This is a genomic window from Stenotrophomonas nematodicola, assembly GCF_009467805.1.
Classification (GTDB): Bacteria; Pseudomonadota; Gammaproteobacteria; order Xanthomonadales; family Xanthomonadaceae; genus Stenotrophomonas; species Stenotrophomonas nematodicola.
On record NZ_WIAY01000001.1, the window covers coordinates 129,164 to 142,936 of the forward strand.

The following is a 13,773-nucleotide window of genomic DNA, read 5'->3' on the forward strand; positions in this document are numbered from 1 at the left end:
CAGGCGCGATCCCCCGCGCCTGCGGGCCGGATCAGCCCAGGCCCAGGATTTCCCGCGTGGCCACGCCGTTGGACGCGGTGTCGATCGCATACAGGGTGGACACCCCCTGCGTGGTCGACGCCTGCATGGTCACGTAGGACTGCTGCTGGTTGTTGGTCGCGTTGTGCGCGGCGTTGGACAACGCCTGGCTGGTGGCGACGAACAGGTTGCCCATCGCGATCGCCGGCGAATCGCCGAGGACCTTGGTGTTCACCTGCGAAACCGAATCGGTGATCTGGTTGTTGACGGCAGTGGGAAATGCCATGGTGGTTGCTCCTTGTGGGACGACTGCGGAATGGAAGGGTCCAGCGGCGGGTCACATCAGCCGAGGATCTTCCGGGTGGCGGCGCCGGTAGCGCCGGTATCGAGCGAGTAGAGCAGCGACACGCCCATCGTGGTCGCCGCCTGCGCGGTGACGTACATCTGCTGCTGCGCCAGCGTGGCGTTGTGCGCGGCGTTGGCCAGCGCCTGCGCGGTGGCCTGGTACAGGTTGCCCATCGCAGTGGCCGGGGCAGTGCCCAGCACCTGCAGGTTGGCCTGGGAGACCGAATCGGTGATCTGGTCGTTGACGGCGGTCGGGAATGCCATGTGCGCGACTCCTTGGCGTCAGGCGGGATTACGCGCCCAGGATCTGCTTGGTGGCCACGCCGGTGCTGGCGGTGTCCACGGCATACAGGGTGGCAACACCCATCGTGGTGGCGGCCTGGGCGGTCACATAGCTCTGCTGCTGCGCGTTGGTGGCGTTGTGCGCGGCATTGGCCAGCGCCTGGGCGGTTGCCTGGTACAGATTGCCCATCGCGATGGCCGGGGCGTCGCCCAGCACCTTGGTGTTGACCTGGGTCACCGAGTCGGTGATCTGGTTGTTGACGGCGGTCGGAAATGCCATGTAATGCTCCTTGTTATGCAGCGGTCAGTGATGCGCGATCAGCCCAGGCCACGAACGCCGGTGCTGAGGATTTCCTTGGTGGCCACGGCGGTGGAGGCGGTATCGATGGAGTACAGCGTGGCCACCCCCATCGTGGTGGCCGACTGCGCGGTCACGTAGCTCTGCTGCTGGGCGTTGGTGGCGTTGTGGGCAGCGTTGGCCAGCGCCTGCGCGGTGGCCTGGTACAGGTTGCCCATCGCGATCGCCGGCGCATCGCCGAGGACCTTGGTGTTGGCCTGGGTGACGGAATCGGTGATCTGGTCGTTGACGGCGGTCGGGAATGCCATGTGAATCTCCTGCGGTTGTGGGTAGGCAAGACGGCGGAACTTCACGGCGTCCGGGTCCTGCCGATCATTGGCCACCGGTCTGTCGCTGTGCCGGGGAGCGTCACGTGGCGGAAGGTCGTTGCACCGTGGGGTCACAGTAGGCCGACGACCGAAACGCCGATACGCGCCAATGACGGAAAATGCGGCGCCGATGACGGCAAAGCAGGGCGGTGCTGTCGGGAGAATCCCGACACTGATGCGCGATTGCGCTGTATTCACGCGATTGCGTACCGCCACAGTGGTGCGGCAGGAGCGGATATGGAAGGATTGGGGCCACTACCCAGGGAATGGAGATGGCTGTGAAGCAGGAGAGTCTGGTGCAGGCGGCCATCATGGCGTCGCTGGAGGTCTACGGCGACCGCAACGCCGTGCATACCGATGTCTTTGCGCCCTACGCCAATCAGCAGGGCTACACGGGCGGCAAGTATCCGGGGGACATCATTGGCCTGCTCGACGGTGCGCGGATCCTGCTGCTGGAGGTCAAAGAGCTGGACTATAAGGCGGCCGTCCCCGTTCTGAAGCAGTTTGATCTCCTCCAGCACCTTCACTACTGCTGGCTGGAGCAGTGTGGGGTTGATGTGCAGTACGCCTACGCCGCCCGCGCAACGATGGCGTACTTCGCGCCTTTGCGGCGCCGCGAGTGGCCGTATTCCACGCTACATGTCACGCATGTCGCGCCGCCGGGAAAGTTGATGGATTCGATGGCAGGCATCAGTGCGAAGCGACCTGCGATTGAAGCGCACAAGAATCTACTTGACTGGCTGCTTTCCCCTTCATCTGTATCGACGGCGTCTGCAGCCGCGCACGTGATGCTTCTTGCATCAAGCGCGGCGGATCTGACCGCGTCCGTACTGATCGTTCATACCCGGGCTGGCGCGTTGATTGCGATGCCGGCGGTTGGAGTACGTGCTGCGCTGAAGAAGGTGTTGAAGAAGCCATTGGAGGACAAAGATCTCCAGCGCAGGGTTGAAGCTGTACGGGATGAAATCCGGGCCCAGAAAGAAGAATATGAGGAGAAGCAGAAGCATCTGGATCAGCGGATCGATGCGCTGGCGCACGAACTCGAGCGGAAGAGCGGAGGCCCCTCGGGCCCCAAGCCCACCAAAAAGGCGCGGAAGGAGTTCAGGAAGCAGGCTCGCGAGCAGATCCTGAAGGGAATATTGAGTGACATGTTCCCTGAGGCAGTCAGTGATCCGGACAGCGATCCGAGCAATGATCCGAGCAATGATCCGAGCAATGATCCGAGCAATGATCCGAGCAGTGATCCGAGCAGTGATCCGAGTAGTGATCCGGACAATCCGAGTGGCACTGCGGGCCGCGCTTTCCCTAGCACTACGCGCCGGAAGCCAGGGCCTTAAGGCCACGCTGCTTCTGCAACGAGAGGGAACGAAATGCACCAACCATCGTTGAAACGCGCCTTCTTCCTGGCGGCGGGGCTGCTATGCACAGGTCTTTCAGTGGCCGCCGAGCCACCACCGCCTGCCACGCCCACCACTGGCATCCGCCACGTGCAGGCGTTCGATCTGCCGGTGTCGCCGTATCTGAGTGCCGAGGCCACGGCCAGCGTCATCAACGCCATCAGTCGCGGCGATCCCACCGCGAAGATGGACAACCCAACCCTGCTCAAGGCGCTGCCGGAGCTTCGGCGGGGCACGGAAGCGTGGGCGGAAGCCGAAGTAGCCGCATTGCAGGAACGGTATCCGGTCACCCTGCACCCGGAAAACTGGAACGGCGTGCGCGTGGTGCGCGTGCAACCGCGCAGCGCGCCGACCTCGCCGGCGCGGCAACGCCTGCTGATCGAGCTGCACGGCGGCGCATTCGTGTTCGGCAGCGCCAACGGCCTGGGCCTGATGGAGGCGATCCCACTGGCCGCGATGACCGGTGCCACGGTGGTGGCGGTGGAGTATCGGATGGGGCCGGAACATCGGTTCCCCGCCGCCAGCGAAGACGTGGCGGCGGTGTACCGCGCCGCGCTGGAACGGTTCCCGGCACGCCATATCGGCCTGTTCGGCTGCTCGGCGGGCGGTGTGCTGACCGGCGAATCGCTGGCCTGGTTTGCCAGGGAGACGCTGCCGATGCCGGGGGCGGCGGGGCTGTTCTGCGCCGGCGGCGACGCGCGCTACGGCGGTGATACCCGCTATGTGGCGGCTGCGCTCAACGATGCGCTGCTGCCGCACGCCGACGGCACCTTGCCGATTGCGGAAGACCTGTACTACGGCGAGGTGGATTTCCATGACCCGCTGGTGTCGCCGGTGTTCTCCGATGCGGTGCTCGCACAGTTCCCGCCAACGTTGTTTATCACCGCCACGCGCGCGGCCGAGCTCAGCAACGTGGCCTACACCCATTCGCGCCTGGTCGATCTGGGGCGCACCTCGGATCTGCATGTCTGGGACGGGCTGGGGCACGCCTTCCACCTGGACGCCCGGCTGCCCGAGAGCCAGCAGGCCTATCGGGTGATGGCGCGCTTTTTTGCGCGCCACCTGGATATGACGCTGCCGGAGCCGGAGCCGTAGCCGCCCGCTACCGACCGCCGTGCATACGGAGTGCACACAGTCGTATGCACGGCGCTTACATGGCATTGCCTACGGTGGGACACGGGCGCTACGGCAGCCCGTTTCCCGCAGAAGGAGTCAACCATGAACCCCAACATCCCCGAAGGCACCCTGATCATCGTCGCTGACGGCGGCTCTGCCCGCGTGTTCACCAACGTGGGCACCCGCCACGCGCCGGTACTCAAGCAGCAGGACGAACTGAAGGTGCAGGACATCAGTGAACACGGGGTATCGGGGCAGGGCCCGTCCGGCTCGATGCCGCAGGACATGAGCATTGCCCAGCTCAACGAGGCCACGTTCGCCAAGCAGCTGGCCGCGCAGTTGAACGAGGATGCGCTGAAGAACCGCTATGCGCACCTGATTCTGATCGCCGACCCGCAGACGCTGGGCCGGATCCGCCCGCAGCTGCACAAGGAGACCCAGGCGCGGCTGCTTCAGGACATCGCCAAGGACCTCACCAATGCGCCGCTGGAAGACATCCAGCGCGCACTCGGGTAATCACTGATGGCTTTCGCGCGCGACGCCGTCGCCGTCGAGCCCGAGGCGGCCAGCATTGCGGCCAGCGAAGGCTGGCTGCTGCTGGAGTTCGGGGCGCCGTGGTGTGGGCACTGCATCGCGGCGCAACCGGCGCTGCAGGCGTTGGCTGATGGCCAGGCGCTTGCCCACGTGAAGGTCGAAGACGGCAAGGGGCGTCCGCTGGGGCGCGCCTTCCGGGTAACGCTCTGGCCCACGGTGGTTCTGCTCCACGATGGGCAGGAGCGGGCGCGGGTGGTGCGGCCTCGCGACAGCGACGATCTGGGCCCGCTGCTGGCGGCACTGGCACGGGGGTGAATTGGCATTTATCCCCAATTTGGCCAAAAGGGGTATAGTGACCCCAAGACCCGCCTGCTGGAGCCTGCCATGACCCTTCCCCTGGATGTCCCTGGCCTGGAAAAGGCCACCGCCTCGTCGGTCAAAACCCGTGGCTGGCCGAGCCTGATGCGCACCGTCCGCGAGAAGCAGGCGCTGGTGATCACCAACCACAACCACCCCGAAGCGGTGATCGTGGACATCAAGGCATACCAGGAGCTGCTGGCGAAGGCGGCCGGTGCCGATGGTGATGAACGTCCGGGAGAGCTGGAACGGTTGCGGGCCGAATTTGACACCCGCCTGGCCAGCCTGGGCCGCGACGGGGGCCTGGGCAAGGTGATGGGCCAGCCGATCCGCCGCGGCCGCAAGGTCACGCTCGGCCCGTCTCTCTGACCCGTGGGGCGGATCCTGGTGCTGGCCGGCGTCAATGGCGCCGGCAAGAGCTCGCTGCTGGGCACGTGGCTTGAGGAAGACGGGTTGTCCTGGTTCAACCCGGACACCTTCACCCGCTGCCTGGTCGACCAGGGCTGGGCGCTCGACGCGGCCAATGCGGCGGCCTGGAACGAAGGCGCGCGCCGCCTGCGCGAGGCGATGGCGGACGGCAGCGACTTCGCCTTCGAGACCACCCTCGGCGGCAATACCATTCCGCGCCTGCTGCGCGACGCCTGCACCACCCACGAGGTGGAAATCTGGTTCTGCGGGCTGGACAGCGTGGCGCTGCACATCGAGCGGGTGGCGGCACGGGTCAGCGCAGGGGGGCACGATATCCCGCACGACAAGATCCGTGCGCGGTTCGATTCCGCGCGCGAGAACCTGCTGGACCTGCTGCCCCACCTGGCCACGCTGCACGTGTACGACAACAGTGCACCCCCCGATGCGCAGGGCAGGGTGGAGCCACTTCCGTTGCTGCAGATGGACCGCAGCGGGCTGCACTACCCGGTCTCGGTGATCGAACTGCTGCAGACGCCGGACTGGGCCAAGCCGATCGTGATGCGCGCAATGGAACTGCACGCCGCAGGCGATTGATGCGCTGAGAGAACCGTGAGAAACCGCTGAAAATCCAGCGGTTTCCTGTAATGCATGCCCGTCACTCGGTCACCCTTCCTGCCGTGACCTCGGATGCTTCCCGGCCGCACACACGGCCGGCGTGAGTCCCGCACAGGCGGCGCCCCATGCACTGCAGCATGCGGGCGTCGCCAGCCGGTGCTAGGATCGGATCAACTTGAATCGATCTAAATTCAACACCATGACAAAGACGGGGACGGTGCGGTGGTGGGGGCTCGCGGTCGGAGCGATGCTGGTGGCCGGAGCGGCAGGGGCAGCACCGTCGACAGTGGGCGAACGCGCCTACGCGGCGGTCGATCCCTTCATCGGCACGGGCGGAGAAGGGCACACGTATCCCGGCGCCACGGTGCCGTTTGGCATGGTCCAGCTCAGCCCGGATACGCGCATCCAGCCGCGTGAGAAAGCCTATGGCTGGGCCGCAGGGTACCGCTACGACGACACCAGCATCGTCGGCTTCTCGCACACGCACTTTTCCGGCAGCGGCCACTCCGACCTGGGCGATGTTCTGGTGATGCCGTTCACCGGTGACCCCGGTCTCGAGCGCGGCGACCCGGACAAACCCCGCAGCGGCTACGCCTCGCGCTTCCATCACGACAACGAAAAGGCCGAGCCCGGCTACTACGCGGTCACCCTGGACGACTACGGGGTGCGAGCCGAGCTGACCGCCAGTGCGCGCACCGGCGTGCACCGTTACACCTACCCGCGCGGTGCGCAGGCGCGCGTGCTGCTCGACCTGCGTACCAGCCTGTACGACTACCCGGGCAAGATCCTGTGGTCGCGCCTGCGTCTGCGCGCCGATGGCACCCTGACCGGCTTCCGTGAAACCCGCGGCTGGGCACCCGGGCGGCAGCTGTACTTCGCGATGCGCTTCTCGCGGCCGCTGACCGGCCATGCGCTGCACAACACCGAGACGGACATCGCCTACAAGGGCTTCCCGCCGCCGGGTCACACCGATCCCACCCAGCGCCCGCAGATCGAAGGCCGCCAGCTGGTCGGCACTTTCGATTTCGGCAGACTCGATGCGCCGCTGGTGGTCAGCGTGGCGATCTCGTCGGTGAGCGAGGACGGCGCCATCGCCAATCTCGATAGCGAAGCAGGCGACCAGAATTTCGACCGTGTCCGTGCCGAGGCGAAACAGCAGTGGACCCAGGCACTGTCGGCCATCGAGATAGACGCCCCGGAACATGACCGGCGCAGCGCCTACACCGCGCTGTATCACAGCCTGCTCGGCCCGACCCTGTTCATGGACGTGGATGGCCAGTACCGCGGTGCCGACAATGCGGTGCACCGCGCCGAAGGGTATACGAACTACTCGACCTTCTCGCTGTGGGATACCTACCGGGCGCTGCACCCGCTGCTCACGCTGGTGCAGCCGGAGAAGCGCAACAGCGACGTCGTCAACTCGCTGCTGGCGCACCAGCAGCACAGCCCGTATGGCATGTTGCCGGTGTGGGCGTTCCACGGCCAGGAAACGTGGTGCATGATCGGCTACCACGCTGTACCGGTGATCGCCGACGCCTACATCAAGGGCATCCGCGGCTTTGACGCCGACAAGGCGCTCGCCGCGATGGTGGCCACCGCCAACTACGGCCCCTACGACGGCATCGCGCAGTACCGCGAACTGGGCTGGGTGCCGATCGACGAGGAGGGCGAGGCCGCCAGCAAGACCCTCGAGTACGCCTTCGACGACTGGACCATCGCACGCATGGCGCAGGCAATGGGCCGCAAGGATGTGCAGACCACCTTCGATGCACGCGCCGGCAACTGGCGGCACGCCTTCGATCCGGACACCGGCTTCATGCGCGCCCGCAAGCGCGACGGCAGTTTCCGTACCCCGTTCGATCCCAGCGCCAGCGGCTATGGCACCGACTACACCGAAGGCAACGCCTGGCAGTATTCCTGGTACGTACCGCAGGACGTCGCCGGACTGGCCGCTGCGCATGGCGGCAGCGAAAAGCTGCTTGCCCGGCTGGACCAGGTGTTCGACGCCAAGGTGGACCCGTCCATCTTCGAGCACATGGAAGACATCACCGGGTTGATCGGCTGGTACGCGCACGGCAACGAACCCAGCCATCACGTCGCCTATCTCTACGCGTATGCCGGCCAGCCGTGGCGTACCCAGGCCCGCCTGAAGCAGATCATGGACACCCAGTACGCCGACCGCCCGGATGGGCTGGCCGGCAACGACGATCTCGGCCAGATGTCGGCGTGGTACGTGTTCACTGCGCTGGGCTTCTACCCGGTGGCACCCGGCAGTGGCGAGTACATCATCGGCCGCCCGTTCCTGCCGAAGGCGGCACTTCACCTGCCCAACGGCCGTACCTTCACCGTCATTGCCGATGGATTGGACCCGGCGCACGGCTACGTGGGCGCGGTGACCCTGAATGGTGCACCGCTGCAGCGCACCTTCCTGCGCCACGACGAGATCATGGCGGGCGGGGAACTGCGCTTCACCCTGCAGGCCGCGCCGAACACCGCGTGGCCGGCACAGGGCAGCGAGCAGCCGTACTCGATGTCCACCACCCGGGCGCAGTGAACCGCGCGGCCGTATGATCGGAGGATGGCGGCAGCGCAGCGCCATCCTCCCGATCAGCAAGGACGCCCCGTGGCCATCGCCCGTCGTAGTTCCGCCTGGCTGTGCGCGCTGCTGCTCGCGCTGCCCGCCCTTTCTGCCGCCGCTCACGCAGATCCGCTGGCATGGCCGGTCGCGGCCGACACCCCGGCCAACCCCGAGGACGGCCTGGCGCCACTCGCGCAGGCACTGCTCGATCCATCTGACCCGGCAGCGACCCTCACGCCCGCGCAGCGGATCCACCTGCTGATCGTCGCCGGCCGGCCGGCGCAGGCGGTCACGGAAATCGACGCGTTGCTGGCCACGCTCGACGCCCCCGAGCGTGCGGCACGCGCCCCGCGCTGGGCGCCGTTCCTGCTGTATGCCCACGCCCGTGCGCAGGCGCCGGCCGGCGGCGACGCCGTGGCTGGGGCCGCGTACGCGGCGGCGTTCCAAGCGCGGGTGGCGACGTTGGACGACCTGGCTGCGGTGCAGACCCATCCTTGGCTCAGCGCCGATCTGGCGGCCGCCAATACGCGCCTGCGCGAGGCGCGGGCGATGCACGCGGGTGCCGCCACGATCGGCCGCGACGACGCGCTGGAACTGGTCCGCCAAGCCGCGTTCGTGCAGGCCTACCGCGCTGCGGATGCCCACGCCCCAGCGCTGGTCCGTGCGGACGAGAGGCGGCGTTTCGTAATCGACGATGCCGTGTTGATTCCGGTCGGGGAGGGCGTAACGCTGTCGGCGCATCTGGCCCGGCGCCGTGGGGCCGAACCGCGCCTGCCGACCGCCATGCTGTTCACCATCTACACCCAGCCCGCGCGCAACCGCAGCCAGGCATTGCAGGCGGCGGCGCGCGGTTATGCCGGGATCGTGGTGGATGCCCGTGGCAAGCGCCTCGGTACCGGCACTGCGGCGCCGTACGAAACCGAAGGCCGCGACGCGCATGCCGTGATCGACTGGATCAGCCGGCAGCCCTGGAGCGATGGCCGGGTCGGCATGTACGGCGGCAGCTACTCCGGCTTCGCGGCTTGGGCCGCAGCAGGCCATCGGCACCCGGCACTGAAGACCATCGTGCCGTATGTGGCGGCCATCCCCGGCCTTGGCCTGCCGATGGAGAACAACGTGTTTCTCAGCGCCAACTACGCCTGGCCGTTCTATGTCGCCAACACACGCCTGCTGGATGACGCCACTTACGACCAGCACGAGCGCTGGTCGCACCTGGCCGATGCCTGGTATACCTCCGGCCGGCCCTACCGGGACATCGACCAGATCGACGGCACGCCCAACCCGTGGCTGCAGCGCTGGCTGCGCCACCCCGACTACGACGCTTACTGGCAGGACATGGTCCCGTACGGCGCACAGTTCGCCGAGATCGCCATCCCCGTGCTGAGCATCACCGGCTATTACGACGATGGGCAGATCTCCGCGCTGCAGTACCTCAAGGAGCACTACCGCCACCGGCCGAACGCGGACCACACGCTGTTGATCGGCCCGTACGACCATTTCGGTGCGCAGTCCGCGACCAAGGCACTGGAGCTGCGCGGGTACACGGTGGACCCTGTGGCGCAGTTCGATACCCCGGCGATCACCTTCCAATGGCTGGACCACGTGCTGCGCGGGGCGCCGCGGCCCGCGCTGCTGGCCGACCGCATCAACTACCAGCTGATGGGTGCCAACCAGTGGGGGCATGCGCCGTCGCTGGACGCTGCCGCCGACGCGCCGATGACGCTGTACCTGTCCACATCAACCGACGGTGACGGCACCCGGCACCGGCTCAGCCAGACGCTCCCAGCCGCCGGCACCTTCCTCAGCCAGCAGGTGGATCTTGCCGACCGCAGCACACGCCAGGGTGCGTACTACCCCAGCCCGATCGTGCGCGATGCGCTTGAACCTGGGCCCGGCCTGGTGTTCGCCAGCGCGCCCTTCGCGCAGCCGGTCGATATCGTCGGCACGTTCTCCGGCGTGCTGAGCCTGCGCATCAACAAGCGCGACGTCGATCTGAGCGTGGTGCTGCATGAGCAGTTGGCGGATGGCCGCCTGATGCAGTTGTCCTACTTCGTGGGCCGAGCCAGCCATGCCCGCGACATGACCACCCGCACGCTGCTGGTGCCGGGCGACTGGACCGAGGTCCCGTTCGAACGGACCCGCATGACCGCGCGGCGCACCGCACCCGGCAGCCGCCTTGTCGTGGTCGTGGACGTGCTCAAGGACCCGATGCACCAGGTCAACCACGGTACCGGCCGCGACGTCAGCGACGAGTCGGTGGCCGATGCCGGCGAGCCGCTGCGGATCGACTGGCGGTCGGACAGCCTGATCCGCATACCGGTGCACAGCACCGGTGAAGGCCCGGCAATGCCCTGACGGGGCTGCATCGCAGGCGGGTACAATCCGCGCCTGGACAGGCGATGCGGAACGGATCATTCGATGAAGTCAGGCAAGGGAGCAGCCATTGCAGCCGCCGTCATTGCACTGTTGGGGGTCAACCACGTCGCTGCCGCCGACCTGCTCCCGCCGGGCCTGTACCGGCTCGTCGAGGGCGCTTATCGCGAGGCGGAACCGCTGCCGCCGGTGCAGGGCGAGTCCCATCAGGACCGCTTCGAGCACGCCGTCCCTGACGCCGCCCGGGTACGCTACGCGCTGGTCGCGCGCGACGATGCCGCAGGCCTGAACACGCTGGTGTTCCTCTCCGATGCGGCAGGCGCTTACGGCGATACGCCGGGCCGCCGTACCTGCCAGGCCTACGCGTTCCCGGACTGGAACGACTACACCACCGCGCGGCCATTCTGCCGCATCGCCATCGGCGCGGACGACGCCCGCGTCGCATCGACGGACGACGGGTTCACGATCAGCTACGAGAACGTCAAGCGCCATGTCGGCGCCACCCGGGTGCCTGCGGTGCGCGCACCGACGGCGGAAGAGGCGGGCATCTGCGCCATCGCCGATGTCTGCGCGCGCGAGGCCTATGGCAGCACGATCAACCAGTACGAGGTGACCCACTATCATGATCGGTTCGTGCTCCTCGCGCCGCACGCCTACCGTGACCTTCTGTTCGTGCCGCGCCCGGTGCCGATGCTCGCGTCTGCGCGATCGGTCACCGCGATCGCTGAGATCGACGCCGGCAGCTTCGTCGCGGTGATCGACCGCGATGGCGAGGGGTATGCCATCGAACGCATCGCAGCGGACGGCACGCGCGCGGGCGGCTGGCTGGATCGCGACGTGCTCGAGCCGCTGCAGTGGATCGAACAATCGGTGACGCTGCCGGGCATGCGCTTCCGGGTGGGTGTGCTTCCCGGTGAGGACGAGGAGGGCGCGGTGCTGCCGACAGCCCTGGAGGTGCTGGACGCCACCACGGGCGCGCGCCGCCAGGTGCTGCGTGACCTCGACGCAGACGCAACCCGGGCGTCGCCGGACCTGCTGCAGGTGGTGGATGCGAACTTCGATGGCGCCCCCGACCTGCAACTGCCTGGGCTGTCCGGCGGCGCCGGCCCGAATGCCACCAGCAACATCATCCTGTTCGACCGGGCGCAGCAGCGATTCGTACTGGACCCGGAATTGTCCGCGCTGCCGCAGCTGGAGATCGACCCGGCCAGCAGATCCATCCTGTCATTCCAGCGCGGCGGCTGCTGCGCGCATTCGGTGGAGACCTACCGCTACATCGACGGCCACCTGGTGCTCGCCGAACAGACCACCACCAGCCTGTCGGCCGATGGACGCCATGAAGAAACGTCGACCGGCCGGTTGATAAACGGGAAGATGGTCTACCGGACCCATCGCGCGCGCGCGCGATAGGCAGCCGCAGGCGCATGCCGGGCCTGTGCGGTAGCATCGGCCCACCATTGGAAGGTGCAGGGCAGGTCATGGACAGTCGTCATCTGTTTCCGAATCATCTCCGCCGGGCATGGCTGACCGGGGCCGTTGCCGCCGCGATGAGCTTCGGCGCCGCGGCCGCACCCCCGGCGTCGGTCGAAACCATCGCCGACGGGCTGCTGCGCGACAACGCGTTGCCCGACATCCCGACACTGGAAGCGGCCTACGGCGCCTTCGCCGCCACCGATCCGGCGTGGCAACGCACCTTCCGCAGTGCGGCCTTCGGCTCGGCCGACGGCTACCGGGTTGCATTCGTCGAGTACCAGATGCACCCGAGTACGGCCGGTGCCACACGGCTGATCGTGCTGCAGATGGCGCCCGGGAGCTGCTATCCGGTGCAGCGCCTGGAGGCTGCGCATGGCCCCCTCACGTCACTGACCTTCATGCCGGCGGGTGGCAAGCGGCCGCCCAAGGGCTGGAAACCGGCAACCTCGCTGCAGAAGGACGTCGGCGACTACACGGTGTTCATCGAGGGCAGCAGGGACCAGCCCGACTGCCTCGACACCCTCATCAAACGCCAGCGCTGACCCGGCCGTCGAGGCGATCGGCAAACGCATCGGTCGCCCGCACCAGCGCATCGGCGGTGGCCGGCTCGGTAGCGCTGTGGCCGGACAGCACCATCTCCAGGCGCGCCTCGGGCCACGCACAGGCCAGGTCCCAGGCGCTGCGTGGCGGGCAGATCACATCGTAACGTCCCTGTACGATCACGCCCGGCAGGTGCCGGATGCGGTCGATGTCGCGCAGCAGCTGGCCGTGCGCGAGGAAGGCGTTGTTGCGGAAGTAGTGCGCCTCGATGCGCGCCTTGGCCAGCGTGTGCAGCGGGTCGTCGGTGGATACGGCATCGACGTCGTGCACCAGCGTGGCCGCGTTGTCTTCCCAGCCCAGCCACGCCTGTGCGGCGGCGATGCGGGTAGCCATGTCATCGGCATCCAGGCGTTGCCAGTAGGCCTCGATCAGATGGCCGCGCTCGGCTTGCGGAATATGCGCTTCGTAGCGCGCCCAGCGTTCCGGGAACAGCCAGCGTGCGCCGCCGTCGGCTTCATTGAACCAGCGGTTCTCCTCTCTGCGCCCGAGGTAAACACCGCGCACGATGAGGCCGGTGGCCCGCTCTGGATGCGCCTGCGCGTAGGCGAGCGCCAGCGTTGACCCCCACGAACCGCCGAACACCAGCCAGCGGTCGATCCCCAGCAGGGTGCGGATACGCTCGATGTCGGCGACCAGGTGCGGTGTGGTGTTGTCCTGCAGCGCACCGAACGGCGTGGAGCGTCCGCTGCCGCGCTGGTCCAGCAGCACGATGCGATAGCGCGCAGGATCGAAGAACCGCCGATGCGTCGGCGACGCGCCCGCGCCCGGGCCGCCATGCAGGAACACCACGGGAATGCCCTCGGGATCGCCGCACTCTTCAACGAACAGGGTATGCAGGTCGTCCACTGCAACCTGGTGCGTGCGGTACGGGGTGATCTCCGGGTAGAGCGTGCGCATGGGCGTGTCTCGTCTAAGCAGGCTGCGAGCATACGCCTTGGCCCTTCATCCATACAGCGAAGCAGGCGACGCCAACACAATTTCGCCATATCTCGCCCGCATCTTGAAATCGCC

General features: G+C 67.3%; 15 protein-coding genes. 10 read left to right on the plus strand and 5 right to left on the minus strand.

The window, feature by feature from the left end; all coding sequences use genetic code 11:
• Positions 1–31 precede the first annotated feature (31 nt).
• The 4 genes from GDJ08_RS00575 to GDJ08_RS00590 are packed head-to-tail and all read right to left on the minus strand — an operon-like array spanning position 32 to position 1,251.
• Positions 32–304: a RebB family R body protein gene (locus tag GDJ08_RS00575; RefSeq protein WP_017357378.1), complete on the minus strand. Its 273-nt coding sequence runs from the start codon at positions 302–304 to the stop codon at positions 32–34.
• 56 nt (positions 305–360) lie between these two features.
• Complete coding sequence (locus GDJ08_RS00580) at positions 361–627, minus strand: RebB family R body protein (RefSeq protein ID WP_017357377.1); 267 nt, start codon at positions 625–627, stop codon at positions 361–363.
• A gap of 28 nt (positions 628–655) precedes the next feature.
• Positions 656–925 carry a RebB family R body protein gene (locus GDJ08_RS00585; protein WP_017357376.1) on the minus strand — a complete coding sequence of 90 codons (270 nt, stop codon included), beginning with the start codon at positions 923–925 and terminating at the stop codon, positions 656–658.
• A gap of 38 nt (positions 926–963) precedes the next feature.
• A complete protein-coding gene (locus GDJ08_RS00590) occupies positions 964–1,251 on the minus strand; it encodes a RebB family R body protein (RefSeq protein ID WP_026070992.1) in 288 nt (95 codons plus the stop codon).
• Positions 1,252–1,583: 332 nt separating this feature from the next.
• Between GDJ08_RS00590 and GDJ08_RS00595 the strand changes: the two genes are divergently transcribed.
• From GDJ08_RS00595 to GDJ08_RS00640, 10 genes are all read left to right on the plus strand, one after another.
• Complete coding sequence (locus GDJ08_RS00595) at positions 1,584–2,648, plus strand: hypothetical protein (RefSeq protein ID WP_153164060.1); 1,065 nt, start codon at positions 1,584–1,586, stop codon at positions 2,646–2,648.
• 33 nt (positions 2,649–2,681) lie between these two features.
• Entirely contained in the window at positions 2,682–3,803 is a 1,122-nt protein-coding gene (locus GDJ08_RS00600) for an alpha/beta hydrolase fold domain-containing protein (protein WP_153164061.1), read from the plus strand.
• Positions 3,804–3,926: 123 nt separating this feature from the next.
• Complete coding sequence (locus GDJ08_RS00605) at positions 3,927–4,340, plus strand: host attachment family protein (RefSeq protein ID WP_017357372.1); 414 nt, start codon at positions 3,927–3,929, stop codon at positions 4,338–4,340.
• Positions 4,341–4,346: 6 nt separating this feature from the next.
• A complete protein-coding gene (locus GDJ08_RS00610; protein WP_136004815.1) occupies positions 4,347–4,673 on the plus strand; it encodes a thioredoxin family protein in 327 nt (108 codons plus the stop codon).
• 69 nt (positions 4,674–4,742) lie between these two features.
• On the plus strand, positions 4,743–5,084 hold the full coding sequence (locus GDJ08_RS00615; protein ID WP_017357370.1) for a type II toxin-antitoxin system prevent-host-death family antitoxin: 342 nt from the start codon (positions 4,743–4,745) through the stop codon (positions 5,082–5,084).
• A 3-nt stretch (positions 5,085–5,087) separates the two neighbouring features.
• Positions 5,088–5,717 carry an ATPase gene (locus GDJ08_RS00620; RefSeq protein WP_153164062.1) on the plus strand — a complete coding sequence of 210 codons (630 nt, stop codon included), beginning with the start codon at positions 5,088–5,090 and terminating at the stop codon, positions 5,715–5,717.
• Positions 5,718–5,937: 220 nt separating this feature from the next.
• Complete coding sequence (locus tag GDJ08_RS00625) at positions 5,938–8,292, plus strand: GH92 family glycosyl hydrolase (protein ID WP_153164063.1); 2,355 nt, start codon at positions 5,938–5,940, stop codon at positions 8,290–8,292.
• A gap of 69 nt (positions 8,293–8,361) precedes the next feature.
• Positions 8,362–10,671, plus strand: a complete 2,310-nt coding sequence (locus GDJ08_RS00630; protein ID WP_229296408.1) for a CocE/NonD family hydrolase — start codon at positions 8,362–8,364, stop codon at positions 10,669–10,671.
• Positions 10,672–10,734: 63 nt separating this feature from the next.
• Positions 10,735–12,099 (plus strand): XAC2610-related protein, encoded by a 1,365-nt coding sequence (locus tag GDJ08_RS00635; protein ID WP_153164065.1) that lies wholly within the window; start codon positions 10,735–10,737, stop codon positions 12,097–12,099.
• A gap of 68 nt (positions 12,100–12,167) precedes the next feature.
• Positions 12,168–12,704, plus strand: coding sequence for a hypothetical protein (locus tag GDJ08_RS00640; protein WP_153164066.1), 537 nt, complete (start codon positions 12,168–12,170; stop codon positions 12,702–12,704).
• On the opposite strand, the gene pip is transcribed toward GDJ08_RS00640, so the two are convergent.
• A complete protein-coding gene (gene pip, locus GDJ08_RS00645; RefSeq protein ID WP_017356259.1) occupies positions 12,688–13,659 on the minus strand; it encodes a prolyl aminopeptidase in 972 nt (323 codons plus the stop codon). The two genes, GDJ08_RS00640 and pip, sit on opposite strands and share 17 nt — an antisense overlap.
• Positions 13,660–13,773 lie beyond the last annotated feature (114 nt).

What these genes read in the sequence shown, in the direction of transcription:
- GDJ08_RS00575 (WP_017357378.1), bottom strand. Translation starts at nt 304, where the DNA reads ATGGCATTTCCCACTGCCGTCAACAACCAGATCACCGATTCGGTTTCG.
- GDJ08_RS00580 (WP_017357377.1), bottom strand. Translation starts at nt 627, where the DNA reads ATGGCATTCCCGACCGCCGTCAACGACCAGATCACCGATTCGGTCTCC.
- GDJ08_RS00585 (WP_017357376.1), bottom strand. Translation starts at nt 925, where the DNA reads ATGGCATTTCCGACCGCCGTCAACAACCAGATCACCGACTCGGTGACC.
- GDJ08_RS00590 (WP_026070992.1), bottom strand. Translation starts at nt 1,251, where the DNA reads ATGGCATTCCCGACCGCCGTCAACGACCAGATCACCGATTCCGTCACC.
- GDJ08_RS00595 (WP_153164060.1), top strand. Translation starts at nt 1,584, where the DNA reads ATGGCTGTGAAGCAGGAGAGTCTGGTGCAGGCGGCCATCATGGCGTCG.
- GDJ08_RS00600 (WP_153164061.1), top strand. Translation starts at nt 2,682, where the DNA reads ATGCACCAACCATCGTTGAAACGCGCCTTCTTCCTGGCGGCGGGGCTG.
- GDJ08_RS00605 (WP_017357372.1), top strand. Translation starts at nt 3,927, where the DNA reads ATGAACCCCAACATCCCCGAAGGCACCCTGATCATCGTCGCTGACGGC.
- GDJ08_RS00610 (WP_136004815.1), top strand. Translation starts at nt 4,347, where the DNA reads ATGGCTTTCGCGCGCGACGCCGTCGCCGTCGAGCCCGAGGCGGCCAGC.
- GDJ08_RS00615 (WP_017357370.1), top strand. Translation starts at nt 4,743, where the DNA reads ATGACCCTTCCCCTGGATGTCCCTGGCCTGGAAAAGGCCACCGCCTCG.
- GDJ08_RS00625 (WP_153164063.1), top strand. Translation starts at nt 5,938, where the DNA reads ATGACAAAGACGGGGACGGTGCGGTGGTGGGGGCTCGCGGTCGGAGCG.
- GDJ08_RS00635 (WP_153164065.1), top strand. Translation starts at nt 10,735, where the DNA reads ATGAAGTCAGGCAAGGGAGCAGCCATTGCAGCCGCCGTCATTGCACTG.
- GDJ08_RS00640 (WP_153164066.1), top strand. Translation starts at nt 12,168, where the DNA reads ATGGACAGTCGTCATCTGTTTCCGAATCATCTCCGCCGGGCATGGCTG.
- pip (WP_017356259.1), bottom strand. Translation starts at nt 13,659, where the DNA reads ATGCGCACGCTCTACCCGGAGATCACCCCGTACCGCACGCACCAGGTT.